The 24,768-nt window shown below is 71.1% G+C and carries 26 protein-coding genes and 1 tRNA gene; 17 read left to right on the top strand and 10 right to left on the bottom strand.

Annotated elements, in window-relative coordinates; all coding sequences use genetic code 11:
- Nucleotides 1-14: 14 nt before the first annotated feature.
- The 5 genes from GA0070604_RS01130 to GA0070604_RS01110 all read right to left on the bottom strand — a co-directional run bounded on the left by GA0070604_RS01130 (nucleotide 15) and on the right by GA0070604_RS01110 (nucleotide 5,272).
- The gene (locus GA0070604_RS01130; RefSeq protein ID WP_091112673.1) at nucleotides 15-1,349 is read right to left on the bottom strand and encodes an ABC transporter permease; all 1,335 of its coding nucleotides are present in this window, start codon (nucleotides 1,347-1,349) and stop codon (nucleotides 15-17) included.
- Between the two features lie 61 nt (nucleotides 1,350-1,410).
- Nucleotides 1,411-2,115, bottom strand: a complete 705-nt coding sequence (locus tag GA0070604_RS01125; protein ID WP_091112669.1) for an ABC transporter ATP-binding protein — start codon at nucleotides 2,113-2,115, stop codon at nucleotides 1,411-1,413.
- Nucleotides 2,112-3,083 carry an efflux RND transporter periplasmic adaptor subunit gene (locus tag GA0070604_RS01120; RefSeq protein WP_091126825.1) on the bottom strand — a complete coding sequence of 324 codons (972 nt, stop codon included), beginning with the start codon at nucleotides 3,081-3,083 and terminating at the stop codon, nucleotides 2,112-2,114. The genes GA0070604_RS01125 and GA0070604_RS01120 overlap by 4 nt, the downstream gene beginning before the upstream one ends.
- 348 nt (nucleotides 3,084-3,431) lie before the next feature.
- Nucleotides 3,432-4,403 (bottom strand): transmembrane transport protein, encoded by a 972-nt coding sequence (locus GA0070604_RS01115; RefSeq protein ID WP_091112663.1) that lies wholly within the window; start codon nucleotides 4,401-4,403, stop codon nucleotides 3,432-3,434.
- Entirely contained in the window at nucleotides 4,400-5,272 is an 873-nt protein-coding gene (locus GA0070604_RS01110) for an ABC transporter ATP-binding protein (RefSeq protein WP_091112659.1), read from the bottom strand. Before GA0070604_RS01110 ends, GA0070604_RS01115 begins: the two co-directional genes overlap by 4 nt.
- 118 nt (nucleotides 5,273-5,390) lie before the next feature.
- On the opposite strand from GA0070604_RS01110, the gene GA0070604_RS01105 reads away from it, so the two are divergent.
- The 4 genes from GA0070604_RS01105 (at nucleotide 5,391) to GA0070604_RS01090 (ending at nucleotide 8,370) form a co-directional block, all read left to right on the top strand.
- On the top strand, nucleotides 5,391-5,879 hold the full coding sequence (locus GA0070604_RS01105; RefSeq protein WP_091112656.1) for a hypothetical protein: 489 nt from the start codon (nucleotides 5,391-5,393) through the stop codon (nucleotides 5,877-5,879).
- A 10-nt stretch (nucleotides 5,880-5,889) separates the two neighbouring features.
- Nucleotides 5,890-7,032 (top strand): sensor histidine kinase, encoded by a 1,143-nt coding sequence (locus tag GA0070604_RS01100; protein ID WP_091126824.1) that lies wholly within the window; start codon nucleotides 5,890-5,892, stop codon nucleotides 7,030-7,032.
- Nucleotides 7,029-7,682 (top strand): response regulator, encoded by a 654-nt coding sequence (locus GA0070604_RS01095; RefSeq protein ID WP_091112652.1) that lies wholly within the window; start codon nucleotides 7,029-7,031, stop codon nucleotides 7,680-7,682. Before GA0070604_RS01100 ends, GA0070604_RS01095 begins: the two co-directional genes overlap by 4 nt.
- Nucleotides 7,683-7,929: 247 nt before the next feature.
- A complete protein-coding gene (locus tag GA0070604_RS01090; protein ID WP_208601954.1) occupies nucleotides 7,930-8,370 on the top strand; it encodes a DUF2293 domain-containing protein in 441 nt (146 codons plus the stop codon).
- Nucleotides 8,371-8,397: 27 nt separating this feature from the next.
- Here the strand turns inward: GA0070604_RS01090 and GA0070604_RS01085 are convergent, their stop codons facing one another.
- On the bottom strand, nucleotides 8,398-10,479 hold the full coding sequence (locus GA0070604_RS01085; RefSeq protein ID WP_091112649.1) for a helicase-associated domain-containing protein: 2,082 nt from the start codon (nucleotides 10,477-10,479) through the stop codon (nucleotides 8,398-8,400).
- An 855-nt stretch (nucleotides 10,480-11,334) separates the two neighbouring features.
- On the opposite strand from GA0070604_RS01085, the gene GA0070604_RS01080 reads away from it, so the two are divergent.
- The 4 genes from GA0070604_RS01080 (at nucleotide 11,335) to GA0070604_RS01065 (ending at nucleotide 13,766) form a co-directional block, all read left to right on the top strand.
- The gene (locus GA0070604_RS01080) at nucleotides 11,335-11,985 is read left to right on the top strand and encodes a hypothetical protein (protein ID WP_141721200.1); all 651 of its coding nucleotides are present in this window, start codon (nucleotides 11,335-11,337) and stop codon (nucleotides 11,983-11,985) included.
- Nucleotides 11,982-12,902, top strand: coding sequence for a nucleotidyl transferase AbiEii/AbiGii toxin family protein (locus GA0070604_RS01075; RefSeq protein ID WP_091112642.1), 921 nt, complete (start codon nucleotides 11,982-11,984; stop codon nucleotides 12,900-12,902). Before GA0070604_RS01080 ends, GA0070604_RS01075 begins: the two co-directional genes overlap by 4 nt.
- 206 nt (nucleotides 12,903-13,108) lie before the next feature.
- Entirely contained in the window at nucleotides 13,109-13,354 is a 246-nt protein-coding gene (locus GA0070604_RS01070) for a hypothetical protein (RefSeq protein WP_091112638.1), read from the top strand.
- A complete protein-coding gene (locus tag GA0070604_RS01065) occupies nucleotides 13,329-13,766 on the top strand; it encodes a DUF6933 domain-containing protein (RefSeq protein WP_141721199.1) in 438 nt (145 codons plus the stop codon). The genes GA0070604_RS01070 and GA0070604_RS01065 overlap by 26 nt, the downstream gene beginning before the upstream one ends.
- A gap of 247 nt (nucleotides 13,767-14,013) precedes the next feature.
- Here GA0070604_RS01065 and GA0070604_RS01060 read toward each other — a convergent pair whose 3' ends face one another.
- Complete coding sequence (locus tag GA0070604_RS01060; RefSeq protein ID WP_141721198.1) at nucleotides 14,014-14,439, bottom strand: DUF6924 domain-containing protein; 426 nt, start codon at nucleotides 14,437-14,439, stop codon at nucleotides 14,014-14,016.
- 251 nt (nucleotides 14,440-14,690) lie between these two features.
- On the opposite strand from GA0070604_RS01060, the gene GA0070604_RS32210 reads away from it, so the two are divergent.
- Nucleotides 14,691-15,407 (top strand): hypothetical protein, encoded by a 717-nt coding sequence (locus GA0070604_RS32210; RefSeq protein ID WP_167363378.1) that lies wholly within the window; start codon nucleotides 14,691-14,693, stop codon nucleotides 15,405-15,407.
- Between the two features lie 73 nt (nucleotides 15,408-15,480).
- On the opposite strand, the gene GA0070604_RS01050 is transcribed toward GA0070604_RS32210, so the two are convergent.
- Nucleotides 15,481-15,553, bottom strand: a tRNA-Lys gene (locus tag GA0070604_RS01050).
- A gap of 207 nt (nucleotides 15,554-15,760) precedes the next feature.
- Entirely contained in the window at nucleotides 15,761-16,024 is a 264-nt protein-coding gene (locus GA0070604_RS01045) for a GlsB/YeaQ/YmgE family stress response membrane protein (RefSeq protein WP_091112624.1), read from the bottom strand.
- Nucleotides 16,025-16,275: 251 nt separating this feature from the next.
- Between GA0070604_RS01045 and GA0070604_RS01040 the strand changes: the two genes are divergently transcribed.
- Complete coding sequence (locus tag GA0070604_RS01040; protein WP_091112620.1) at nucleotides 16,276-16,782, top strand: hypothetical protein; 507 nt, start codon at nucleotides 16,276-16,278, stop codon at nucleotides 16,780-16,782.
- A 136-nt stretch (nucleotides 16,783-16,918) separates the two neighbouring features.
- Here GA0070604_RS01040 and GA0070604_RS01035 read toward each other — a convergent pair whose 3' ends face one another.
- Nucleotides 16,919-17,599 carry a prepilin peptidase gene (locus GA0070604_RS01035; protein ID WP_091126823.1) on the bottom strand — a complete coding sequence of 227 codons (681 nt, stop codon included), beginning with the start codon at nucleotides 17,597-17,599 and terminating at the stop codon, nucleotides 16,919-16,921.
- Between the two features lie 683 nt (nucleotides 17,600-18,282).
- Between GA0070604_RS01035 and GA0070604_RS01030 the strand changes: the two genes are divergently transcribed.
- The 7 genes from GA0070604_RS01030 (at nucleotide 18,283) to GA0070604_RS01000 (ending at nucleotide 24,753) form a co-directional block, all read left to right on the top strand.
- Nucleotides 18,283-18,849, top strand: coding sequence for a hypothetical protein (locus tag GA0070604_RS01030; RefSeq protein WP_091126822.1), 567 nt, complete (start codon nucleotides 18,283-18,285; stop codon nucleotides 18,847-18,849).
- Entirely contained in the window at nucleotides 18,843-19,793 is a 951-nt protein-coding gene (locus GA0070604_RS01025) for a hypothetical protein (protein ID WP_091112616.1), read from the top strand. Before GA0070604_RS01030 ends, GA0070604_RS01025 begins: the two co-directional genes overlap by 7 nt.
- Before the next feature lie 175 nt (nucleotides 19,794-19,968).
- Nucleotides 19,969-20,637, top strand: coding sequence for an SAF domain-containing protein (locus GA0070604_RS01020; protein ID WP_208601953.1), 669 nt, complete (start codon nucleotides 19,969-19,971; stop codon nucleotides 20,635-20,637).
- Nucleotides 20,637-21,470 (top strand): CpaE/TadZ family protein, encoded by an 834-nt coding sequence (locus GA0070604_RS01015; RefSeq protein WP_091112608.1) that lies wholly within the window; start codon nucleotides 20,637-20,639, stop codon nucleotides 21,468-21,470. The genes GA0070604_RS01020 and GA0070604_RS01015 overlap by 1 nt, the downstream gene beginning before the upstream one ends.
- Nucleotides 21,460-22,989, top strand: a complete 1,530-nt coding sequence (locus tag GA0070604_RS01010; RefSeq protein ID WP_091112605.1) for a TadA family conjugal transfer-associated ATPase — start codon at nucleotides 21,460-21,462, stop codon at nucleotides 22,987-22,989. Before GA0070604_RS01015 ends, GA0070604_RS01010 begins: the two co-directional genes overlap by 11 nt.
- A gap of 4 nt (nucleotides 22,990-22,993) precedes the next feature.
- A complete protein-coding gene (locus GA0070604_RS01005; RefSeq protein WP_091112600.1) occupies nucleotides 22,994-23,893 on the top strand; it encodes a type II secretion system F family protein in 900 nt (299 codons plus the stop codon).
- Nucleotides 23,893-24,753 carry a type II secretion system F family protein gene (locus GA0070604_RS01000; protein ID WP_091126821.1) on the top strand — a complete coding sequence of 287 codons (861 nt, stop codon included), beginning with the start codon at nucleotides 23,893-23,895 and terminating at the stop codon, nucleotides 24,751-24,753. The genes GA0070604_RS01005 and GA0070604_RS01000 overlap by 1 nt, the downstream gene beginning before the upstream one ends.
- The last annotated feature ends 15 nt before the right edge of the window (nucleotides 24,754-24,768 follow it).

The following is a 24,768-nucleotide window of genomic DNA, read 5'->3' as shown; positions in this document are numbered from 1 at the left end:
TTGCCCGCGTGGATTCAGGCGCGCATGACGGTGGCGATCGGGATACGGGCGGCGCGGATGGCCGGAATGAGGCCGCCGAGCAGTCCGGCGATGAGCCCGGCGATGACTCCTGCGACCCCTGCCTGCCAGGGGAACACGAGGTCCTGCAGGAGCGGTTCCCGGTCGCCGAACAGTGCGCTGATCGCGGTCAGGGCGAGGGCGGACAGTCCGATTGCCGCGGCTGCGGTGAGGAGGCCGGTCAGGAGTGTCTCCGCGAGGACGATGCCGGCGAGCAGTGACCGTGAGGTGCCCACGGCGCGCCGTAGTGCGAATTCCTCGACTCGCTCGCCGACGGTTGCGAGTCCGACGTTGAGGATGCCGGCGACGCCGATGAGGAGGACCAGGCCGGCCATGCCGAGGAAGATCCAACGGAGGAGCGCCAGTTCCTTGGCGATGTCCTTCCGCGCCTGGATCGTCTCGAAGTAGATCTGTTCGGCGGGTATCCCGCTCGCGGTGAGGCGGATCCGTAGCAGTTGCTCCAGGTCGCCTGCGGTGGGCGCGAGCATGACTTGCAGTCCTACGCCGTAGTCGCCGTTGTTGCTCGCGCGGGGCATCCAGTTCTGCAGTTCGTCGGCTCGGAGGTAGGCGGTGGGCTGCGGGTTGCCGTCGTCGATGACGCCGATGATGCGCGGTGTCGGGTCGGCGGTGGCTCCCTCGACGCGCATCTCGGCCGGCACCTGGTGGCGGGTGAATCCCTTGGCGGCCTCGCGGTTGATGACGATCCGTGGGGACAGCGATGGATCGGAGGCGAAGTCCAGCCACTGGCCGGACACCGGCCGGAAGGGTCGGAACTGGCGGATGTCGCCGGTGAGCGCGTAGAGGCTCAGCTCGATGGCTTTGCCGGGAACCGGAACGGCTGGGGCATCGTCGGCCGGCCCGATGGGCTGACAGTGGCCGCGGGAGTCGCAGTACATGTCGCCGCCACCGGGGCCTACGTACTGTCCACCGCCGGGCTGGTCGAACGGTCCTCCGCCGGGGTTGACCGGGCTGACGCCCGGCTCCCCGATGATCGCCTGGGTGGCGGAGACCGCGACCGCGTCCTTGCGGCCCTTCAGGGTGTCCTGGCTGATCTGGATGGTGTCGGCGTTGCCCGGCAGGTAGCTCTGCCGGGTGCCGTCCTTGCCCATGTGCAGTTCCAGATCGGCCAGCCGGGCGTTCTTGGCGGTCTCGGCACCGACCTGGACGACAACCACGGCCATCACCCCGAGGAACAGGCTCACCATCGACAGGAGGGTACGGGTCTTGCGGGCCCGGATGCCCTGACCGCCGATGATCAGAGCCGAGCGGAACCGCCCGGAGAACCGGATCACGCGGCCACCCCGCCGTGTCCAGCATCGGCGCGCGCCGTTGCGACCTGCTGTGCTGGCCGGCTCATTGAGGCACGCTCCTGGTGTCGGTGGCCGGTTGGAGCACCCCGTCGCTGAGGCGTAGCACGCGTTGCATCTTGTTGGCGTGGTCCCAGTCGTGGGTGACCAGGATGAGGCCGCAGCCCCGGTCGGTCGCCGAGCGCAACACCTCGATCACGAGGTTGCCTGTCTCCGTGTCCAGCGCGCCGGTCGGCTCGTCGGCCAACAGCAGACGCGGCTCCCGGACCAGCGCCCGGGCGATCGCCACCCGCTGTTGCTCGCCGCCGGACAGGCGGGCCGGCCGGTGCTTGGCGAGATGCGCGATGCCGACCCGGTCGAGGGCCTCCAGGGTCCGGGCCCGGCGTCTGCGGCGCGACAGCCAGCCCTGGCCGTTGACCAGGGCCATCGCCACGTTCTGCGCGGCGGTCAGGTGCTTGAGCAGGAAGAACCGCTGGAACACGAAGCCGAACTCGGCGCTGCGCAGGGCCGCCGCCTTACGTTCCGGCAGCCGGGTGATGTCCCGACCATCCAGCAGATACTGCCCACCGTCTGGCCGGTCGAAGAGGCCGATCAGGCTGAGCAGGGTGCTCTTGCCGGATCCCGAGCGGCCGACGATGGCCACACTCTCGCCACTGTCGACGGCCAGGTCGGTGCCGTCGAGGATGGTGCGCGGTGCCTTCTGGCCCTTCAGCGTCTTCGTGATGCCCTGGAGCTGCAACAGCGCCGTCATTTTCCACCCATTGGAGCGGACGGGTCGCCCTCTGCGCCTGGTTTGGCGGGTGGCAGGTCGGGGCCGGGGACGGCGACCGTCTCATCGCCGGTGAGACCGGACTTGATCTGCACGACCTTGCCGTCGCTGAGCCCGAGCACGACATCCCTGGTCTCCCGGCTACCGTCCGGCTTGACCACGTCCACCTTGCCCCGGCCCTGCCTGCCGGCCACCGCTTCGACCGGGAGCACCAGCGCCTTGGCGGCCCGCGCGGTCACCACCTCGATCGTGGCGCTGGCTCCGTTGATCAGCTTCACGTTGGCGGGTGCGGTGCAGACCAGGCGCATCCCGGTCGCCTCAGACGGCTCGGTCCTGTCCTGCTGGGGTGGGGGCGCCTGGACGACCGGCGAGGCGGACGGCTGGCCAGACGGGCCGGCGGTGGGCTCCACGGCCGGCGGATCCGGGATGGTGCCGGCGGGCAGTGCGGCGATGGTGCCGAGCACCTTGCACGGGAAAGGCCCGGGGCCGTTCTTGATCTGGGCCTGGACCGTCGTGAGAGTGTCCGAGATCTGGTAAGCCTGAGCGCCGTCGATGTCGGCGACGAGCCCATAGCCGATCTTCTTTGCCGAGACGATGGGCATTCCGGCGGGCACCTTGGAGCCGTGGTCCACCAGTCGGCCGGCGAACACCGCGCCCGCCGGAACCTCGATGCGGTGCGCCTTGCCGGACGCCCAGACGCTGGCCACCCTCGTCGGTTTGGTCGGCGTACTCTGCGGCGTCCTGACATCGAGATACCGCACCTGCCCGGCGACCGGGGCCACGATCCCGAACACCGGGTTGACGGTCACCTTCCCGGAGAGGCTCAGCTTGTTCGCGAGGTCCTGGCGGGTGGGCTGCACCGTGGTCATCGTCGTGCCCCGAGCCGCTAGACCAGGCGTCTCCGCCTGCGCGCTCGGCTCGCTGCAGCCCGCAGCGGCGGCCACAACCATCGCGAGCACGCACAGTGACGGTAGCCTTCGCACTGGTACCCCTAACTCGATTGCTTCTCGCGAACACTCGACAAGACGCGGGGTCGACGATTGGTTGCCTGCGGCAGGGGTGACCCCGGCGGCAAACGATCCGTCGAAGACTACCGCCAGGCCTCCCGGCCCGCTGCCCGCCGCGCGCGCGGAACCCGGCTTGTGCCGGCCTGGACCGCGGCGGGCCGGCCACTCTGGGCAACCCAGGCACCCGCAACCCGTTATCGCCCTCGTCGCCCTGCCCCTACGCGGCCGGCATCGACGCCGTAGGTGGCCCGAAGACGGGAGCGCCCCAGCCGGCACGTACCTCCGACGCCGCTAGCTGACCCGGCGCTGGACGCGCCAGAGGCCGACCGCCGCGAGCAGCGCGCTGAGCCCGAGATACAACCCCAGCTCGATCCACTGGAAGGACCAGAAGCGCTGGTTGGGCTGGTAGGCCAGATCGACATGGAGGTCGAGTTCGCCGAGACATACCGCGGTGTCGCCGAACGTGCCGGTAGCGCCGGTCTCCGGGGCGTTGTCGAAGCATTCGTTGAACGCGGTGTCGGAGAGCTGGCGCCCGTCAGGTGTCAGGAACGCGCTGGTGTCGGTGACCCAGGCGTTCGGTACCGCCAATCCTCCGACGACCGGCCCGCCGGTGATGCTGCCCAGCGACCGGGCCTGGTTGATGGCGTCGGCACTCATCGGTACGGTGATCCGCTCGGCGGGCATGTAGTGCGGCCGAAGCAGGTTCGGCACAGCGACCTGCACCGCGATCACGGCCAGGAACACCAACGCCATCGCCGGCAGGGTGCGCCGTACCAGCAGCCCGGTTATGGCGCCGGCGGTGAAGCCGAAGGCGGCGTACCCGATGGGCACGATGCCGCGTGCACCGAAAAGGATCGCGCTGAACCGGTCGTCGGCCACCTGGTCGACCGGGTCCGCCGCCCAGGTCAACAGCGCACTGAGGACACCGCCGACGGCCATGCTGGCGAGGCCGAGCACCGCCAGCTTGACCGCGAGCCAGCGGCGGCGGGGCACGCTCTGGTTCCACACGAGTCGATGGGTTCCGGTCTCCAGTTCCCGGGCGACGAGCGGCGCGCCCCAGAACGCACCGATGAGCGCGGGTACCAGCCCGAAACCGGCGGCAAGGAACAGCATCGTCTGCCGGTACTGGCCGGGAAGCTGGGATGCGTCGCGCACGGCACGGATGTCCCCGCCGAGGCGAATCAGGTAGGTGGCGGCCAGGACCAACAGGATCGCTCCGACGAGCGCTTGGACACGGAGCTGCCGCAGGCTCATCCGGATCATCGCGCCACCGCCGCGCTCTCGCGGGACACGGCACCCGTTACGGCGGACCGCGACATGTAGGCGAGGACCAACTCCTCCAGCGTGACCGGCCCGGCGTCCCTGGCCCGTACCGCTGCGTCACCCCGAACCACGGCGCGGCCGTGCTCCGCCCAGATGACCTCGACCCCGGCGATCGTGGCCGGATCGCCGATGACCCTGTGGTGCGAGGCGAGCAGTTCCCGCACCGGGCCGGCGACCTGGATACGCGAGTCGCAGAGTACGACGAGGTAGTCGCAGACCTGCTCCACATCGCTCAACAAGTGTGAGGAGAGCACGGCACTGGCCCCCAACTCACCGACGAACTCCACGAGACTGTGCATGAAGCCCCTGCGCGCCAGGGGGTCCAGCGCGGCGGCGGGCTCGTCGAAGATGAGCAGCTCGGGTCGCTTCGCGGCGGCGATGGTCATCGCGAGCTGCGCCCGCTGGCCGCCGGAGAGCCGGCCCGCCTGCTGCGCGGGGTCCAGGCCGACCTCCGCGATCCGCCGCTCGGCCAGCGCCAGGTCCCAGGAGGGGTTCAGCCACGCGCCCATCTTCAGGTGGTCGGCCACGCTGAGCGAGGCGTACAGCGGGGTGTCCTGGGCAACGAAGCCGACCCGGGCCAGGTGGGCCGCGTTGGCTGCCGGTCTGGACCCGAGGACGGACAACGTGCCGGAGGTCGGGCCGATCAGGCCGGAGGCCAGTTGCAGCAGGGTGGACTTGCCGGCGCCGTTCGGGCCGACAAGCCCGACGATGTGCCCGCGAGGGATCATGAGATCGCAGTCGGCCAGTGCCACACGGCGGCCGTACCGCTTGGTGAGCCGCTCGGCGTGCAGTACGAGTGGTGTTTCCATGGGCTCATCCTGTGAACGGCGGGCCGGGCCGGCATCGGTCCAAAGCAGGGGCAGGCACGGAGGAGGGCCCTACTTTTGGCCGGTTCGTGCGGCTCGCTGATCTTCTACCGTCCTCGCTATGAACACGACGTACCGAACCGCGACGAACCTTGTGCTGGGGCTGCTCTTCGTCACGGGGCTCGGGCTCACGGCGTATCTGATCGAGGCCAGTTGGGGCAGCCCCTATTGGCTGTTCGACTGTTTCGCCGGGGTGGTGGCGGGCGTGCTCGCGCTGCTGCGTGGGCCGCGGCGGACCTGGCCGGTGGCGGGCGGGATCGCGACCGCTGCGGTGGCCGTCGTCGTGGCCCGCGTCGCCGACCTGCCGCAGGAGCCGGGACCGGTCACCGCATTGGCGCTGGCCGTGCTCGTCGGCGCGGGAGTCCGGACGCTGCCGGGGCCGCAGGCCGCGGCTGTTGCGGCGGGCGGGTTCGCGGTGGCGGTGGGCACCTGGTTGACGGCACTCCCGGACGCGATGGGCTTCACCCCGGTGACCGTCCTGAACACGGTCACCTGGCTGGTCGCCGTGGCGCTTGGGCTCACCATGCGGATCGTCGGGCGGCTCTCGTAGCGTGACCAGGGTGAACATCTGGGACCGGCGGCTCGGGACCGTGACCACGGCGGGACTCGCCGTGCTCTTCCTCGCCGTGATCGGCACCCAGTTCGTGGCGTTCGCCCAGACGTGGGGCGCCCGGTACTGGCTCGCGGGCGGTGGGGCCGCCGTCGTGGTCTGTGCGCTGGCGCTGGTACGACGGCGGCAGCGGGCGTTGACGGCCGTCGCCGGTCTCGTGATCGCTGGACTGGCCGTCGCGGCAGCCCGGGTGTTCCACCTGCCGACCGAGCCGGGGCCGGCCATGGCGCTGGCGCTCGCCGTGCTCGTCGGCTCGGCCGTGCGCACGCTGCCTCCCGTACCGGCTGGTGGACTTGCCACCGGATGGCTCGTGCTGTTCTGCGGCGCCTTTCTCGCCGCCCGGCCGCACCCCTCGGGCGCCACGGGGGTCTGGGTGATCAACGCGGCGGCCTGGCTCGGCGCGGTCGGGGTCGGACTGGCGCTGCGCCTGCTCGACGAACGGGCGGCGGCCACCGGCGAGAAGGTACGCCGAGACGAGCGGCTGGAGCTGGCCCGGGAGCTGCACGACGTGGTTGCCCACCACATCACCGGCATGCTGATCCAGGCGCAGGCCGCTCAGCTCGTCGCGCGGAAGAACCCGGAGCAGGTGGCCGAGTCGCTGACGGGGATCGAGGCCGCCGGTGCCGAGGCGCTGCGCGCGATGCGTCGCGTGGTAGGTCTGTTGCGCGACACCGAGGACGCGCCGCCCGCCTCGGCCGGGCCGGAACAGCTCGACGTACTCGTCGAGCGCTTCAGTCGGCAAGGCCCGCCGGTGCGCCTGCGCGTACCCGACGAGAGCGCGGCGTGGCCGCCGGAGGTGACCAACACCGTGTACCGGGTCGTCCGGGAGGCGTTGACGAACGTGGCCCGCCACGCGCCGCACGCCCACAGCGTCGCCGTCACCGTCGACCAGGATCCCTCCGGTGTCAGGGTCGAGGTGATCGATGACGCGCAACCGGGCCCGACCCGCGTCGCGAATCGCGGTGGATACGGCCTCATCGGCATGCGTGAACGCGTCGAAACACTCGGCGGTACGCTGCACGCTGGCCCCCTCCCCGACGCCGGCTGGTCGGTCCTGGCCACCCTGCCGACGCAGGATGGACGGCCGCGATGACGATCCGCGTACTGCTCGCCGACGACCAGGCGATGATCCGCGGTGGCCTACGGCTCATCCTCGAAGACCAACCGGACATCAACGTCATCGCCGAGGCGTCAGACGGCGTCGATGCGATCGCGCAGGCCCGCCGGCTGCGCCCCGATGTCTGCCTGGTGGACATCCGGATGCCCCGGCTCGACGGCATCGAGGTGACCCGGGCATTGGCCGGGCCCGGCGTACCCAACCCGATGCGGGTCATCGTGGTCACCACATTCGACCTCGACGAGTACGTGTACGGGGCCCTGCGTGGCGGCGCGGTCGGCTTCATCCTCAAGGACGCCGGTCCAGCCCTGCTCGTCGAGGCGGTCCGCGCGGCCCACAACGGAGACGCGCTCGTCTCCCCGTCTGTCACCGTGCGACTTCTACGTCACCTGACCACGCCGGCAGCGAAACCCGACAAGTCGCTACCGTCGTTGTCGGAACGCGAGATCGAGGTGGTACGGGAGATCGCACGGGGCCGGACCAACCTGGAGATCGGCGCCGAGCTGTTCATCTCCCTGAGCACGGTCAAGAGCCACGTGTCGACGATCCAGACGAAACTCGGCCTGCGTAACCGCACCGAGATCGCCGTCTGGGCATGGGAGAACCGGATCATCGAAACTGCCTGAACGGCCGCCACCACGCCCCACGACACCGCACACCACCCAGAATCCGACAAGTGCCGCGCGAGGGGCGGAGAATGGCAGTGGTGCCGACCCATTTTCCCAGTTCAAGCGCAGCCCAGGGATGACCCGGTCGGTGTCGAGTCGGCGGTGGATGCGGGCCCGGTGGCCGAGGCAGATCGCCGCGGTCGCTCGGACGTCCTCCTCCGGGTGGTCCAGCAGGCGCAGGTAGGCCCGAAGGCAACAAGATCCTTTGCGGCTGGCCGCGACACCGTGCAGGGGGCTGCTGGTCGGAGAGGCCGCGGTCGAGCAGGCCGAGCAGCAGTGCCTGTCCGACGAGGAGGCCCGTGCTCGCCGCCGCGAGCGGGACCGGCAGCGGCGGGAGGTCGCGGACGAGCGGTTCCAGCAGGATCTGGCCGAACAGATCGGCCGGCGGTTCCCAGCTGCCCGCCGATGCGGGCGGCGGCGATCAGCCGACACACCGGCACCCGCGGCAGCGGCCGGGTGGGGGCGCAGCGCAGCCGGTCGGGCGCTTGGCCCGGACGCCGTGACCCGGGCCGTGGTCGCCTCCGTGCGGCACGAGGACACCGCGTACGACGAGCTGCTGATGGCCGGTGTGCCACGGGAGCAGGCCCGGGAACGCGTCCAGGACGACATCGATCAGGTCCTCGAACGATGGCGGCGCCCGGCCTGAGCGCCGGACCGTCCCGAGCCTCGCTCGTCAGCGGTTGCCGAGCAGGGTCCGTGCGACGTCGGCCGGGTCGCTCAGGCGTGGCAGCGGGAACATGTCACCGCTGTCCGGCTCGGTGGGTGATGGCTCGGCGCGGCGTCGTCGCGGGATCTCGATCGCTGGGCTGCCGTCGAGGCGGAAGCCGGCCGGGGCGTGGCCGGCGGCGCGCAGTGCGGCCAGGGTTTCGGCCTGCGATTTTGCGCTGGCGAGCACGGTCGGGGCGAGCCGGACCAGGTGCAGGGCCTGCAGCGAGCGGGTGTTGAGGATCTCGGTGAGCAGGGTTTCGTCGTCGCTGCACAGGCAGCAGCCGGCTGGGCGTACCTGAACGCGGCCGTATCGGCGGGCTACGTCGTTGATCAGGTAGGTGAGTGTCTGCGGCACGCGGCCGCCTTCGGCCACCTCGGTGATCCGGGCGAGCAGGCCGGCCGGGGTGTTTCCGGCGTCGAGTGCGCCGCGGATGCTGGCCGGCGAGAAGCGCCAGGTCCAGGCGCCGCTGCGGGACTCTGGCGTGGCCGTGCCGTCCAGCAGAGCCAGCAGGTTTGCCGAGGGGGTGCCGGTCACCACCGCGGTGAGGTCGTTCTGCAACAGGACCGTGTCGCGGGACCGGGGCAGCATGGCCTGAGCGTGCCGGTGAGTCGCGTCAGCGTCACCGGTAAGCAGGCTACGGCAAAGCCTGGTCGCTGTTCCGTGAGCGAGCAGACCGAGCTGGTGGGCTTCCCGCCAGATGCCGGTGACGTATCGGTGCAGATCCTCGTCGGCCTGGTCGGTCAGGACAGGGCTCTGCCAGGCCAGCCGGTCGGCCAGCGTGCCGGGGTCGGTGGCGTGGCCTTCGGGTAAGACGTCGGCGAGAGTGCGCAAGGTCAGGGCGCGCAGAGCCGTCAACGTCATCTCCTCGCCCTCGTCCCAGTAGAGGGCGCGGGAGGAGACCGCAGTGGAGTCGGCCGGGGCGAGCGGGCACGCGGGCATCGTCAGCCAGGTCTGAATGATGTCGACCAGCTGGTCCGCAGGTTCGGCGGCGGCGAACTCGTCATAGGCCACCGAGAGGGCGAGACCGGTGTCCGAGGCCTCGGTGAGGCCGCCCGCGGCGAGCAGTTCGATGGTCAGGCGGGCAGGATCCTCGTCCTGGCCGGACGACTTGGCGATCCGGCGCAGTTCGCGTACGCCGAGGCCGCCCGTCTTGAGCAGAGACACCGGGCCGCCGCTCATGGTTCCGACGATCGCGGTGATCGCGGCGAGGGTCTCCGAGGCGGCGGCTGCGGCCTCCCGTTCGGCGTCCCTTGGCTCGACCGGGGTGGTAGGCACGGCCGGCGGCTGCGGGTCGAACGCAGCGACGTAGCCCTCCCGCAGCGCGAGGGCGACCTCGCGGGGCATCTCCTCGACGCCCCATGCGGAGCCGACGACGAGACCACGCTCGGCGGCCCACGGCAGCGCCACCCCGGCCGATCCGAACATGATCCCTCGCAGATGGACGGGCTGTGCCGGCCGCGAGGCGAGCGCGGCGAGCCGGACGCGAACGTCGGCGGGGGCCTGCGCCACGAGCCGGCGCACGTTCTCCGGCCGCGCCAGCCGGCCGACCAGCGCAACGATCAACTCGTCCTTGCCGCGGCCCGTAACGGGGATGCCGTACACCTTCGCCAGCCTGCGCAGCTCGGTCATGTTCCGGGTGTTGAACAGCTCGGCGGCGCCGGGCCCGAGGTCCAGCGGGTGCGGCCACACCGCGCTCAGATGTGCCGCCGCGAAGCCGTCGGCGTACGGCCAGATCAGGGCGAGCTCGGTGAGGCGGCGCAGCGCCGCGGCCAGGTCCGCGTCGCCCTCCGGTACGCCCAACAGGGCCGCCAGCCGCGCGGTGGCCCACCCGTCGCCCAGCGCCGCCGCGGCCTCGCCCACTTGGAGCTGCGGCAGGGTAAGCAACGCACAGGCAGCCGCCATCGACGACGGGTGAAGCAGCCGTACGGCGAGCTGCTCGGCGGTCTTCGGCGCAGGCTCGATGGTCGCGTCGCGACGTTTCGCGACCAGAGTGGTGAGCTGCTCCTGGGTCAGGGTACGAAGATGAGCGGCGAGGGACTGCACCATGCCAACCTACGACGCCCTCTCTGTCTGGAGGCGACAGGTACGCCATGCGGAGAACCGCGCCGCCGCCAAACTCGTCCCCCGCCGCCAAGGACGTGGACGAACCGCGTAGCGCCCGTAACACTCGCGTTCGCGATGGGTGCGCGACGCCGGATGCGGCCGACACACCAGAGCGCTCGACCGCATCCGGCCGGCTACCTCGCACAACCCAGACACCCGCACCGCATTCACCTATCGCCGGAGCCACACCTCGGCGCTCCGCCCACGCACCCAACACCGACGCCAGCAGGTGGCCTGACCAAAGGGCAGAGGCGGCCCACGCCGTCGCTGCCGAGTGCGCCGCCCCGCAGCACCGGGCCGCGCTCCACCAGCAGCGGCGAGCGACGTCGCCTGGCGTCATTCCATCGCTGGGTGCTCGGTGGGTGCTCGCACACCAAAGCCCCAAATCCGATAGATGCCCGCGCCGAGAGCGGAAAAAGACAGTGATGTCTAACTATTTTCCCAGTTAAAACGTGGGCCGCCGAGGACTCGAACCCCGAACCTAAGGATTAAAGTCCTCGGAAGAGGACAGAGTGCTACCGTTCGCGCGCCGTCCGGATTCCGGGCGCGTCGTCCGGCCTCGTTGATGCTGGCCTGCGGCGTGCCTATCGAGATCGACGCCGCGGTGAGTGGCTGGCAGAGGCGCGAATCCGGGAGTCGTGCCGTAAATCCGTCCGGGCATCGGAACATCCGAGCACCCGTGGAGCACCCGTGACGCCGGTGCGGTCCGCTCGCTGCCCGTTCCGCCGCGACCCGGGGGTCCACCACCACTGCAATGCCCGGATGGAGCGATCGTCGCAATACTGTTACGCTCGCTCCATGTCGAGGCGTACGGCGCTGGCTGCGATCAGCCCGGTGGCCAGCGAGCAATGGGGCATGATCACCGCGGGACAAGCTCGCCGTCTTGATGTGTCCCGGCAGGACCTGAAACGACTCGTCGACGACGGGACGCTTGCCATCGCGGATCAGGCCGCACGCGTGTACCGGCTCACGGGCGTGCCCGAAGACCCAGAGCTGGATCCGCTACGCGCGGCCTGGCTGCAACTCGGGGGCGCCAAGTCGTGGCACGAGCGCATCGCCGCCCCCGATGCCATCGTCAGCCACCGCAGCGCCGCGCATCTGCGCGGCCTCGGTGACCTGATTCCGCATCAGCACGAGTTCTACGCCACCACCCGGCTGCGACCTCGCCGCAACGACATCAAGTTGCGCGTCCGTTCGCAGATCGCCCCGGATAGTTGGGAGGTCTGGGGTGGACTGCCGGTACGGACCGTGCCAGCGATCATCGACGATCTGCTCGCCGACGGGGAGGACGAGTCCGCGGTGGCACAGGTCGTGCATGACGCCCTCGCTCTGGGCCTTCTGCACAAAGACGCGCTCAAGGCCATCGTCGCGCCACAAGCGGCCGCCTACGGCCACTCCGACCCGGCAGAGTTCGTCCGGGTACTCGTCGGCGAGGAGACGCGTAGATGAGCGGATCCACGTTCCGGTATGAGACGCCTTCGGCGTTCAGGACAGCACTCAAGGAACGCTTCGGGCAGATCGCGCGAGTTGACCGGCGCTATCGGCTCGACGAACTCCAGCGTCAGTTCGCCTACGACCGGACACTCGCCCGGTTGTTCAGATCCGACGACGCCGATCGGTGGGTGCTCAAGGGCGCCGGGGCGCTGTTGGCCCGGCTCGCCACGGCCCGGCACAGCAAGGACGTCGACGTGTTCTTCGACGCCACCGACGCCGATGTCAACGACGCCGTCGACGCACTGCGCGCCGCGCTCCGGATCGACCTCGGCGATCACTTCGCCTTCGACGTCACACGCGTCGCTCCCCTCCATGAAGAGGCCAAAGGAGCCCGCGTACACGTCAACGCGCGACTCGGCCCGACGTCGTTTGCCGGCTTCCACATCGATGTTGTTGTCGGCACCGTCATGACAGGCACACCAGACGTCGTCGCTCCGCTGACGCCACTGAACATCGAGGGACTCGTTCGGCCGAACTATCGCGTCTTTCCGATCGCGGACCATATGGCCGACAAGCTCTGCGCGACCATCGGTACCTACGCCCGAGACGGGCAGCCGGCGAGCAGCAGCCGGGTCAAGGACCTTGTCGACATCGCGATCATCGCCATCACACACGCCTTCAGCGCCGAAGCACTGCGCACCGCTGTCGTCAGCAACGCGGCGATGCGCAAGATCGAGCTTCCCGAACGATTCGTCGTTCCCGACACTATCGGCTGGGGCGCACGCTACCCGAGAATCGCAGCAGAGGCACCCGGCACCGTCCCGGACTACGACACCGCCATAAGCCTCGCGAGCCAGATTTTCGATCCCGTGCTCGATGCAACAGCGATTGGCGTCTGGGACCCCTCGGCGCGGGCTTGGAGCCCGCAGTGATCTCGTTGTGAAGTCGACCACCCGCCGCCCGCGCGCTTCCGCGCTCGCCTGATGCTTCGTTCCAACGGATTGTCCTGAATGCCCTGTGGCAGGCCGGAGCGCCACACTGCGACCAGCCCCGCTATGGGCATCTGCGCGGGAATTTTTCTTGGCATGCTCCAGGTCATCGTCAGCCAGGAGGGTCCGGTGGTAACCGTGATCGCCCAATGAGCCTCAACCGGACGATACGCCAGTTAGTAGAACTGCGAGATGCTCTACGGCGCGGCGAGCTGGACATCGACGGCTACTACCTGTCCTTCGAGCTGGCCATCAGCGGAGCGCCGTACGAAGGGCGGCAACTGCCCCCAGAGCTCAACGAGCTGATCAACCGCGTCGAACTCGTCCGGTACACCAAGCGGCCGGAGGACCATGTCGAGGCAGCGGACGATGCCATCCGTCTGCTCTCCGATTGATCTGACACGGCTCGACATCACTTCGCCGAGCACGGCAGCCGTGCCGCAGGTCGCGCTACTCGTCAACGAGCGCACGTTACTGCCGGCGCTTATGCCCCTCGCGCCGGCCGCCACCATGCCGGCCCGGGTCGCCGACCAGGTCGGCGCGGCGCTCGCCGCTTACAGCGTGCCCGACCTGGTGATCCGCGCCGAGGTCGACCAGATGCGCCAGTGGCGGATCGCACCGACGGCTAATCGCAGCGTCGTCGGCATCATGAACGAGTTCGGCTTCCTCGCCGACACCTGGCGCCGCCGCGTATGGGCCTGGATCCGTCGTAAGCACCCCAAGAGCAACTGGAAGGAACTCCGTCGCCGCTACTGCGGCGGTGGATGGTGGGATCAGCCATCCCCACTCCGTGGTCCAGTCCGATGATGAAAACGCTGTGCCCTGACGGTACTTGCGGAGAGCCGGATGCGTTGAGAAGCGCACGTCCGGTTCGGGAGGCGGTCAGGGAAACCCACCGGTGGGGACACCGGCAGGGCGTCCCTGGCCGACTTTCACCCTTCTCGGCGCCGCTCTTGGCAGCGATGGACAGGTCTCGCGACCTGTCGCCTGCCGCCCTGGTGCTTGTCGCGGCGGCTGAGGGCATATCCCTCGGCGTCGCGCGAGCTTCCTGCGCTCAGAAACCGCGGAAGACACCGTCCGTGTCTGTTGATCTCGCGAATTCGAGGTAGTCCATGTTCGCGAGTGACAGGTTGTCTTGGATCGACTGCACCTGCCGGGGCAGAGCTCTGAACGGCCCGGCGTCGATCCGCACGTTGAGGTTGACAACCAGGACGGGCTGTTCGGGCACAGCCACGGCGACAGCGTCGACTACGAACAGGATCGGGTGCCTGTAGTCGTGCGGGTAGGCACGCCGGTAGCCATTGGCGATTTCCGCTTCGTCGAGGCCGGTAAGCGCTCGGTCCTCAACGAACTCCACGTCAGCGCCGAAGCCCTCTTCCGTCGGCTCGACGATTTTCTCCTTGACGTGTTTCCAGACGACATCGTCGCTGAAGTCCGCACGCACGACCGGAACACTCCGCGTCTCCGGTAGCTCGGCCACGGACGCAGCCTACTCATCCCGCGGCCATGTGGCCCGCGCTGGCGACACTACCCAGCTGGCGCCTGCGGCCGCCTCGTCGTCAATTGAGGCGGCGAAGCCCTCGCCACCCCCGGAGGCGATATGCGCTAAACGCACTTTTTGTCCGGCAAACGTCTTGTCGCAGGACGAAGAGTTGACCGCGTCTCGCGCTCAACAGGCGGAGGTGGGCGTGCCTCGTGCGCTGTCGCGCTCTGATCCCGAGAGGAAGCGGAATGTCGAAGAGCACTGGCCGGCGGAATGCCAACCCGAAAATTCGCGAAGTTCGTACACTGCAGCCACCTTCCCCGATCCGCCGTGGTCCGGTCGGGCCGACCACTGCGGCGGCTGATGCGCTCGCCGCAGTGACACCCCCGAACCTGGCCCTGGCTGCGGACCCGATCGACCTGCCCGCGCCGGCAGGAGCCTTCCGGTCCTTCTGGATGATCGGCCGCGAGCCCGCCTGGTGCGTCTTCGGCCACTTCAACGACGACACGCTCGCCGACCGCCGCCATGAAGGCCTCGCCTGCCAACTGCGTCTGTCACTGGCCGAAGCACACGACCACGGCCCCAAACTTCCGCCGAACGCAGGTACGACCCCGCTCGACTCCATGTCAAACTCGTCCAGCGCCTCACCGCGGCAGAGCCCGCCGTCCAGTTTCACCGCGACCGCTGGGCCGACGAAGTGTGGTTCACCTTGTACCTTGGCCGAAGCTGCCGACCTTGCCGACAGGCTCGTCGCCATGACCGCACGCGCCGAGGTCCCGCTCGGCGACGGCGGGGTCGAGGGAGTCGGTGACTCCGCGACCGACGTCGAGGATGTCCCAGGAGCGTCGTCGGCTGGTGCGGCGACATGTGACGCACCGATCGGCGTCGTTGGCCAGCGGTGGCGGGCGAGGTCGCCAGGCGTCAGTCCCGAGGTGGGTGCTCGGCGGGTGCTCCCACACCGCTAGCCCAAACCCGACAAGTGTTTCGCAAGCGAACGGATGGAAGTAGTGATGCCTGGCTATTTTCCCAATTCAAACGTGGGCCGCCGGGGACTCGAACCCCGAACCTAAGGATTAAAAGTCCTCAGCTCTGCCTATTGAGCTAGCGGCCCGCCGAGGCACTAGGCTACCCGAGCCCGTGCCGGCTCGGCGCACGGCTTTCCCAGTACGTCTTGGGCCACCAACGGATACCGCGAGTGCCGCTGCCGTTGGGAGTCACCAGCAGCCCACACCGCGCCTACCCCGGGATTCGGCCACCTGCCCGGATCGGGCACGGCCGGCCCGCCCGGCAGGGAGCGGGCCGGCGGCCGGGCCTCGGGTCAGCGGCGGCCGGAGGCGCCGGACGCGATCGAGACGCCGATCGCGGCGAAGCCGACCTGCAGAGCCAGCTCGATCCAGTCGATGCCACGGGTGTCGGCGACGCCGAAGACTCCGGCGACGAGGGTGCCGAGCAGCGCGGCGACGATCCCGATGAGCAGGGTGAGCCAGATCGAGATCTTCTGCTTGCCGGGCACGACCAGCCGGCCCAACGCGCCGATGATCAGACCGATGATGATCGCGGTGAAGATACCGGTGACTTCCACGAGCCGCCCCTTCCCAGGCAGGTTGTCTCCGTCCAGCGTTGCCCAGGCACGCAAGGAGTGCCAAACCCCCGGTGTCCGGCGGCTCTGGTGGCGGGTCGACAACGCCATGCCAGCCGAGAGCCAGCGGGTCGCCGGCACCGCGACCCGGCCCGGTACGCGACACGCCGCCGGCCGGCCGGGTCGGTGATCCGGCTGCGGACGCTGTCCACCTGGTACGACGGTGTGGCGCATCCACGGCGAGGAGGTACCCGATGACCAGCGGACGGGAGACTACGGAGGTCGACCCGGTGGTGTTCCGGGCCGTCTACGACTCGCCGGCCTCGCTGCCCGGCCGGCACCGGTGGACCACGCCCGAGCACGACGTACGCCGGTTGGAGAAGCTGCTGAACATGCCGCCGCGCAGCATCGGCGCCCCGCTCTGGGTCAGCGGCGACGAGCCGGACTGTCCCAAGTGTGGTCGCCGGATGAGCTGGTACGACATCGTCGCCTCCGCCCTGCACGGGGTGCACGAACCGGCGATGATCGCCCGCGTCATCCTCGGCGACCGCAAGTACGTCAACACCGAGGTGCCGGACGCGATCCCCGGCGTGTACTGCTCCGACTGCCGCAGTCCCATCGAGGGGTTGCGCAGCTTCAAGTGCCACAACTGGGCGTACACCTTCGAGTCGTTGGAGGAGGTCGTCGAGCGAATGACCGGCGGACGCGCCCAGCCGGCCCCGCGCCGGCCGGCCGACGCCGCCGAGCCGCCGGCCCCGTGATCCCGCGCTCCTCGCTCCGACCGGAGCGCCCGGGCCAGGTGGCGATGAGTTCGCGCCGACCACCCGGGCCAGGTGGCGGGGAGCGCGCCCCGACCACCCGGGCCAGGTGGCGAGAAGTCCGCCCCGACCACCCGGATCAGGTGGCGAGGATGAGGGTCACGGCGGTGGCGAGGATGAGGAACGGGCCGAAGGGCAGGTGGCTGGACCAACGGACCCGGCGGGCCGCCAGCAGCGCCAGCCCGACCAGCCCGGACAGGGTGACGGCCAGCAGCAGCCCGACCACCAGCACCGCCCAGCCGTACCAGCCGAGCAGCGCGCCGGCTCCGAGCGCCAGCTTGGCGTCGCCGAGCCCGAACCCGCGCCGGCCGAGCAGCAGGGTGGTCCCGGCGAAGCCGGCGCCGAGGGCGAGTCCGGCCATGGTGGCGCGCAGCCAGGGCGCCGGGCCGGGGCCGGCCAGCGCGGCCACGCCGAGCAACGCCGAGACGCCGGCCGCCGCCGGGTAGGTGAGCCGGTCCGGCAGCCGGTGCACCGCGGCGTCGACCAGGGCGAGCGGCACCGCCCAGGCGAGCCACCAGGTCACCGCCAGCCGCACGCCGAGCGGGCCGTCGGCCAGCGCGACCGCCGCCACCGCCGCGACCAGCGCCAACTCGACCGTGCCGGGTGCCGCGCCGACCCGGGCCCGGCACATCGGGCACCGGGCCGCCGGCCCGAGCGCCGGCAGCGGCTGGTCCAGGCCGATCGGCGCGCCGCAGCCGTCGCACCCGGTCCGGTCCGCCGACCCCGGGGGTACGGCGTACCGGGCGACACCCAGCCGCATCGGCGGTACGAGTGTCAGGGCGGCCAGCAGGCGTACCAGCGGACGTCGGGCGTGGGCCCGCTCCGGGGCGGTCCGGAGCCGCGCGGTGGTCACGTCGGCCCGCCGGCACGGTTGCGGACCGTTCCACTCTGGAACACGAAGAGTGATTTCGATCGGGCCGGCGCATGACGGATGGCGCGGAAAACGGCGCTTCCAGGAGCCGGACCGACGGGCCGGCGTTCGGCGATCAACCGGGCCCGACCGACACTAACGCCGACGGACCGGAGCGGACTATAGCTGTCATTTCTGGCCATTCCGCCACCCGGCGAACGCCAGCCGATGCTCCGAGCCACTTGACAGGACGAGCACACTCCCGCCGCCGGCCCCGCCGAGGCCCGAGCATCCGTCGTCATGCGGACAACCATCGGCCACCACCACCAGTCATCACTGAGCGTGTTCGGTTGAATTACCTCTGTTGCATTGGCGAACGTCAGCCTATGCTCGCCCCTTGGGTACGACGCAACCCCGATCAATTGGCGTCGGAGGCCGACCGGAGACATCACGCTTCGAATCAACTGAAGATCCGCACAGGTAAATGCAGCGGTAGCCAGCCGGATCCCGGGTGATCACATCCGGGCGCGCTTCCGCATGCCCGGGGCACGCTTTCGCAACCGCTCCGGGTCGGCACCGAGGAGGGCACGGTGTTGCGAACACGGCGTTCCCGCCGATGGACAATCTGCCTGCTCAGCCTGGCCCTGCTGGTCGCGAACGCGGGCTGCGGCACCGAGCCGGAGGCGGACGTCCGCCCGCTGACCGGGTCCGACGCCGCACCGGCCGGCCATTCCACAGCCGACGAACAGGCGGCCGGTAAAGCGGCGCTCTCGGCCTATTCCGGATACCTGGCAGCGTCCCGGGTGGCGAGCGCGCGAAGCGATCCCGGCCATCCCGAGCTGACCCGTTTCCTGGCGGATCCGCTGCTGACCCGGGTACGGGTGGCAATTCGCGACGCGAAGGAGCACGGTGCGATCCGTACCGGGCGGCTCGTGTCCGATCCCGCGGTCGTATCGGTCGACCTGGCCGCCGACCCGCCGAGCGTGGAGATCCAGGACTGCCTGGACGCCACCGGCTACCAACTCGTCTACGCCAAGGATCACCGGGTGGTGCCCGGTACGCGCGGCGGACGTTACCTGGCGACGGCCACCGCGACCCGCTATCCGGACGGCCGGTGGCTGATCAACGCCGGTGCCGCACATCGGGACCAGCCGTGCTGATCTGGGGAGACAGGGGCGCCCCGGCCCACCCGACCCGGGCCGGGGCGGCCCGCCGGCTGCTGCTCGCCGCCGGCCTGGCGCTGCTGCTCGCGCTGGCCGGTGCCCCCGCCCGAGGTGCCGGCCCCGGCGGTGAGTGCACGCCGGAGCAGTACGACTGCAACGTCTGGGACGACGACCCGCCCGTACCGGGTAGCGGCAACAACGGCGGGAGCGGGAACAACGGCGGGGGCGGGAACAACGATGGCGCCGCCCCGAAGTGCCAGTGGAACGGCCGTACGCTCCCCTGCTACGACGAATACCTGGGCTGGTTCAACAACGGCGACGGCTGCTACTACAAGCTGGAGGAGCCGCAGCCGGACGCGCCGGACGGCAAGCAGTGGTACCTGCGGACATGCAACGGCGGGGACTTGGGTGCCCAGACCGAGGTCCTGCTGGACGGCCCGCCACCCGGATACGGCGCGCCGCCCGACCCGGAGGAGCTGGCCCGCCGCGCGCTCGCCTCGATCACGCTGCTGCCGCCCCGGATCGCGGTCGCGCCCCGGCGGAGCAACGGGCCGGGCCTGGTCGGCCTGCCCGTCTGGATGTGGGCCAGCCCGGGAGCCTCCTACTTCGGACCGTTGCGGGCGTCCGCCTCGGACCGGGGGTTGACGGTCCGGATCACCGCCCGGGTGACCCGGATCGTCTGGACCATGGACGACGGTACGGAGATCACCTGCACCGGGCCCGGCACCCCGTACGACGCGAAGGGCCGGCGGGCCGGACAGACCTCCCCGGACTGCGGCTACGACCGCGGCTACGCCCGGGCCGACACCTACCAGGTCAGCGCCACCACGTACTGGAACGTGCACTGGCGGGGCGGGGGCCAGAGCGGCGACATCGCGCAGAGCCGGGTCAGCGGCACGATCCCGGTGCAGATCAACGAGCTTCAGGTGGTGACACGGTGAGCGCGAGGAGTGAGCCGGGTTTGCGAGCCCCGCAGTCGCGAACGAAGACCAGCCCGGTGAGCGCGAGGAGTGAGCCGGGTCTGCGAGCCCCGCAGTCGCGAACGAAGACCAGCCCGGTGAGCGCGAGGAGTGAGCCGGGTTTGCGAGCCCCACAGTCGCGAACGGAGGTGGCGCGGTGAGTGTGGCGACCCGAAACGGGACGGTGGTGGACGTGGACGCGCCGGTGGCGCCGCCCAGGGTGGTGCGGCAGCGGCGGGTACGCCCCGGGCTGCTCGGCCTGGCGGTGCTGCTGATCGCCCTCGGCGGGCTGGGTGCGGCCTTCGCGGTCACCTCGGTCCGGTCCACCGGCAGCTACCTGGCGGTGGCCCGCCCGGTCGAGGTGGGCCAGCAGCTCAGCGCCGACGACCTGGTCACGGTACGGGTCTCCGGCGGCCAGGGGCTCCAGCCGGTGCCGAGCCGGCGACTGAAGGAGGTGCTGGACCTGCGGGCGGCGGTGCGGCTGGTTCCGGGCACCCTGCTGAGCACGTCCCAGCTCACCGACGCCCCCCTGCTCGGCCCCGGGCAGCAGCAGATCTCGCTCGGGCTCAAGCCGAGCCAGGTGCCGGCCCGTACGCTCCACCCCGGCGACAAGGTCCTGCTGATCAGCACCCCGGACAGCCGCGCGAGCGCCGAGGGCGGGGCGCGCGGCGGGGGCACCCGGTTCCAGGCCACGGTGATCGACACCGCCACCCCGGAAAACAACGACGTTGTCGTCTACCTGGCCCTGGCCGTACGGGACGTGCCGGCGGTGGTGGTGCTGGCGGCGGACGACCGGATCGCGCTCGTGCTCACCGAGGCGGCCTGATGGCGGTCATCGCCCTGGTCTCGGCGAAGGGCTCGCCCGGCGTCACCACCTCCGCGTTGGCCGCCGCGCTGAGCTGGCACCGGCGCCTGGTGCTGGCCGAGTGCGACCCGGCGGGCGGCTCGATCATGGCGGGCTACCTCGGCGGGGCGCTGGACGGTCCCCGGGGCATCGGCGAGCTGGCCGTCGGGGAGCTGCGCGACGGCAATCTGGACAGCGCGTTCTGGTCGCAGCTCGTCGACCTGGACGCGCCGAGGCGGGAGCGGCTGCTGCTGCCGGGCGTCGTCGACCCGGCTCAGGCCGGCAGCGTGACGCCGCTCTGGCAGCGGTTCGCCGACTTCTTCACCGGCCTGGAGAAGGGTGTCCCCCCGTACGACGTGCTGGCCGACTGCGGCCGGCTCCAGGTGGCCGCTCCACCGTGGCCGGTGCTGCGGGCCGCCGCGGTGGTGCTGCTGGTGACCCGCGCCCACCTGCCCGACCTGTCCGCCACCCGGTCGGCGGTCCGGGCCATCGAACGGGACTTCACCGAGCACCGGGTGCCGCCGGGCACCCTGCGGCTGCTGGTGGTCGGCGAGGGGCACGGCACCAGCGAGATCAGCAGGGCGCTGCGGCTGCCGGTGATCGCGCGGCTGCCGCACGACCCGCGTACCGCGGCGGTGCTCAGCTTCGGCGGCACCGTACGCTCCGGCCGGCCGCTGATGCGCGCGGCCGGCGGCCTGGAGGTGCCGATCCGGGCGCTGCTGGAACGACGGCAGGCCCGGCTGGCCTGGCCGGGCGCGGCACAGCCGCCGGCGGTGACCGCGCCGACCGCGCCGGGGGTGTCCGGTGCGGTTTGAGCCGGTCTCCCACGACCCGCGCGGGCAGCAGCCCGGCGCCACCTCGACCGTGCCGCCGTTGGCCCCGCCGAACGGGCACCGCAACCCGGCGGGTCCGCCCGTGCTGCCTCCCGCGCCGACGGTGCTCCCGCCGCGCGCCCGGGTGGACTTCGCTGTGGTCCGCGAGCTGCGCCGGGAGCTGAGCGAACGGCTCACGCTCTGGCAGCGCGGCCGGGAGTTCGACGCGGACGCCGAGGAGGTGGAGCGGGCGCGGCTGGCCGTCGCGGTGGTCTCGGCGTACGCCGACTCGGTGCGCCGGGCCGGCACACCGATGGCCGCCGACGAGGAACGGCTGCTGCTCGACCAGGTGACCGCCGAGCTGGTGGGGCTGGGTCGGCTCCAGACGCTGCTGGTCGACGAGACCATCGAGGAGGTGCACATCCTCGGCTGCGACCAGGTACGCATCACGCGGCACGGCGGCGGGGTGGACTGGGCGGAGCCGATCGCCGACAGCGACGACGAGCTGGTGGAGATCCTCCAGGCGGCGGCTCGCCGGGCGGGGGCCACCGAACGTTCGCTGTCCACCTCGAAGCCGACGCTCGACCTGCAACTGCCCGACGGTAGCCGCCTCGCCGCGGTGTTCCTGGTCAGCCACCGCCCGTACGCGGTGATCCGTAAGCACAACACCCTCGCGGTGAGCCTGGAGGACATCGCCGGTGGCCGGCCCGACCTGGACGAGATGCTCGACCCGCTGCTGCGCGACTTCCTGCGCGCATCCCTGCGGGCCGGGCTGAACATCATGGTCGCCGGGCTGGCCGGGGCCGGCAAGACCACGGTCATCCGGGCCCTGATGGACGAGATCCCGGCCGACGAGCCGTACGTGCTGCTGGAGGAGAGTCGCGAGCTGCTGCCGGCCCGCCAGGGGCACAAGCACCGGGCGGTGATGAGTTTCGAGTCGCGGGAGGGGCACGGCGAGCGCGGGCTGGACGGCCGCCCGGCCGGCGAGGTGAGCATTGCCGACCTGATCCCGGTCGCGCTGCGGATGGGCGTGCTGCGGATCATCGTCGGCGAGGTCCGGTCCCGCGAGATCGTGCCGATGCTCCAGGCGATGACGACCAGTCGTGGGTCGATGTGCACCATTCACGCGCGTACCCCGGCGGGGGTGAGCGAACGGATCATCGAGCTGGCGCTCTCGCACGGCCGGGAGATGACGGTCGACCAGGCCCGCCGGATGGCGGGCAACGCGCTCGACCTGATCGTCTACGTCACCGTCGAGGACGAGACCGCGATCGGCGGTCGCAAGCACCGCTTCGTCTCCCACGTCGAGGAGGTGATCGGGGTCGGCGAGGGCAACCGGATCACCACCACGACGGTCTTCGGGCCGGGGCCGGACGGCCGGGCGGTCCCCCGGCACCTGCCCGAGCGGATCCGCGACCAGCTCCTGCGGGTCGGCTACGACGCCCGGCTGCTGACCCGGTTCATCGAGGCCGGCGCCGGGGCCTGGCGCCGGCCCCGGAACACCCGGCTCGGACGGCGGTGACCCCATGTCGATGATCGAGCTGATCGCACTCTTCTCCGGCGCGGCCTTCGTGGCCGGGCTGGTGCTGGTCGTGGTCGCGCTGGTCGGCACCCGCCGGCCCGCCGGACCCGGGCCGGGCGCGCGACCCGGGGTACGCCGGCTCTGGACCGGCTCCGGCGCGGGCCGGCGGGAGCAGCGCAGATATCAGGTGCTGCTCGGCGCGGCGGTGGTGGCCGGCGCGCTGGCCTTCCTGCTGACCGGGCTGCCGGTGGTCGGGCTGCTGGTGGCGCTGGCTGTGCCCGGGGTGCCGTGGCTGTTCGGGGTCGGCCAGGCCGAGCAGCGGGCCATCGCCCGGGTCGAGGCGGTCGGCGAGTGGACCCGCCGGCTGAAGGACATCTGCGGTACCGGCCAGGGTCTGCAACAGGCGATCATCGGCACCATCGCCACCGCGCCGGAGGAGATCCAGGAGGAGGTACGCACCCTCGCCGCCCGGCTCCAGGCCGGCTGGCTGGCGCGGTCGGCCCTGCTCGCCTTCGCCGACGAGATCGGCGATCCGGTCTGCGACCAGGTGGTGGCCGCGCTGATCCTGCACCTGACCGACCGGGGTGAGCGGCTCGGCGACGTGCTCGGCTCGATCGCCTCGGCCGCGTCCGCCGAGGTGGCCACCCGCCGGGAGATCGAGGCGAAGCGTACGCAGCCCCGGTTCGCGGTCCGCTTCCTCACCGGGATGACCCTGGCCGCCCTGGCGTACGGGCTGGTCAACACCGAGTACATCCAGCCGTACCGGACGCCGTTCGGCCAGCTGGTGATGGCGGTGCTCGGGGCCGCGTTCATCGGGCTGCTGGTCTGGGTGCGCTCGATGAGCCAGCCGCCCCGGCCGGCGCGCTTCCTGCCGGCCCCCGACCCGAACGAGGTGATCGCGTGATCGTCAACTGGCAGCTCGCGATCGCGGTGCTGGGCGGGGCGGTCGTCGGCCTCGGCCTGTTCCTGGTGGTACGCGAGGCGCTGCCGGCCACCCCGGCGCTCGGCCCGGCGCTGCGCCGGCTGCACCAGCCGCCCGGTCAGGCGGTGGCGGGCCGGGGCGGGCCGGACTGGCTGGGCGGCTTCTCCCGCTGGCTGCGCCCGCCGCACCGGCAGCTCGCCCTGCTCGACCGGACCCCGGAGCAGTACGCCCTGTCGGTGCTGCTCTCCGCGCTGATCGGGTTCGCCACGCCGGCCCTGGTGTCGGCCGTGCTCTTCCTGGGCGGGGTGTCGCTGCCGGTCGTCGTACCGGTGCTGGGGAGCCTGGGGTTGGCGCTGGTCGCCGGCCTGGTCGCGCACCACGACGTGCTGGCGAAGGCGAACGCCGCGCGGGACGAGTTCCGCCAGGCGGTCTGCACCTACCTGGACCTGGTGGCGTTGCAGCTCTCGGCGGCGCACGGCCCGGTGCAGTCGCTGGAACGCGCGGCGGCGGTCTGCGACGGCTGGGTCTTCGACCGGATCCGCGAGGCGCTGCGGATCGCCCAGCTCCAGATGCACTCGCCCTGGGACGAGCTTCAGGAGCTGGCCGACCGGATCGGCATCCCGGAGTTGGGCGACGTGGGCGCGATCATGCGCGCCTCCGGCAGCGAGGGCGCCCAGGTGCACGAGACGCTGCGCAGCCGCGCCGACTCGCTGCGCGACCAGATCCGTACCGACAACCTGACCCGGGCGGAGGGGGTGACCAGCCGGTTGGACATTCCCGGCTCGCTGCTGGTCTTCGTGCTGCTCGGCTTCGCCGTCTATCCGTTCCTGGCCCGCCTGTGAAGCACCCGCGAGAAG

The organism is Micromonospora eburnea (assembly GCF_900090225.1).
Lineage (GTDB): Bacteria > Actinomycetota > Actinomycetes > Mycobacteriales > Micromonosporaceae > Micromonospora > Micromonospora eburnea.
The sequence above is the reverse complement of the archived record's forward strand: the minus strand, read 5'-3'. Positions and strand labels throughout refer to the sequence as shown.

Coding starts and splice junctions, on each gene's coding strand:
- GA0070604_RS01085 (WP_091112649.1), bottom strand. CDS start 10,479: ATGGTGCAGTCCCTCGCCGCTCATCTTCGTACCCTGACCCAGGAGCAG.
- GA0070604_RS01105 (WP_091112656.1), top strand. CDS start 5,391: ATGAACACGACGTACCGAACCGCGACGAACCTTGTGCTGGGGCTGCTC.
- GA0070604_RS01110 (WP_091112659.1), bottom strand. CDS start 5,272: ATGGAAACACCACTCGTACTGCACGCCGAGCGGCTCACCAAGCGGTAC.
- GA0070604_RS01080 (WP_141721200.1), top strand. CDS start 11,335: ATGTCGAGGCGTACGGCGCTGGCTGCGATCAGCCCGGTGGCCAGCGAG.
- GA0070604_RS01015 (WP_091112608.1), top strand. CDS start 20,637: ATGGCGGTCATCGCCCTGGTCTCGGCGAAGGGCTCGCCCGGCGTCACC.
- GA0070604_RS01040 (WP_091112620.1), top strand. CDS start 16,276: ATGACCAGCGGACGGGAGACTACGGAGGTCGACCCGGTGGTGTTCCGG.
- GA0070604_RS01115 (WP_091112663.1), bottom strand. CDS start 4,403: ATGATCCGGATGAGCCTGCGGCAGCTCCGTGTCCAAGCGCTCGTCGGA.
- GA0070604_RS01075 (WP_091112642.1), top strand. CDS start 11,982: ATGAGCGGATCCACGTTCCGGTATGAGACGCCTTCGGCGTTCAGGACA.
- GA0070604_RS01120 (WP_091126825.1), bottom strand. CDS start 3,083: ATGGTTGTGGCCGCCGCTGCGGGCTGCAGCGAGCCGAGCGCGCAGGCG.
- GA0070604_RS32210 (WP_167363378.1), top strand. CDS start 14,691: ATGTCGAAGAGCACTGGCCGGCGGAATGCCAACCCGAAAATTCGCGAA.
- GA0070604_RS01035 (WP_091126823.1), bottom strand. CDS start 17,599: ATGCGGCTGGGTGTCGCCCGGTACGCCGTACCCCCGGGGTCGGCGGAC.
- GA0070604_RS01005 (WP_091112600.1), top strand. CDS start 22,994: ATGTCGATGATCGAGCTGATCGCACTCTTCTCCGGCGCGGCCTTCGTG.
- GA0070604_RS01070 (WP_091112638.1), top strand. CDS start 13,109: ATGAGCCTCAACCGGACGATACGCCAGTTAGTAGAACTGCGAGATGCT.
- GA0070604_RS01065 (WP_141721199.1), top strand. CDS start 13,329: ATGCCATCCGTCTGCTCTCCGATTGATCTGACACGGCTCGACATCACT.
- GA0070604_RS01095 (WP_091112652.1), top strand. CDS start 7,029: ATGACGATCCGCGTACTGCTCGCCGACGACCAGGCGATGATCCGCGGT.
- GA0070604_RS01125 (WP_091112669.1), bottom strand. CDS start 2,115: ATGACGGCGCTGTTGCAGCTCCAGGGCATCACGAAGACGCTGAAGGGC.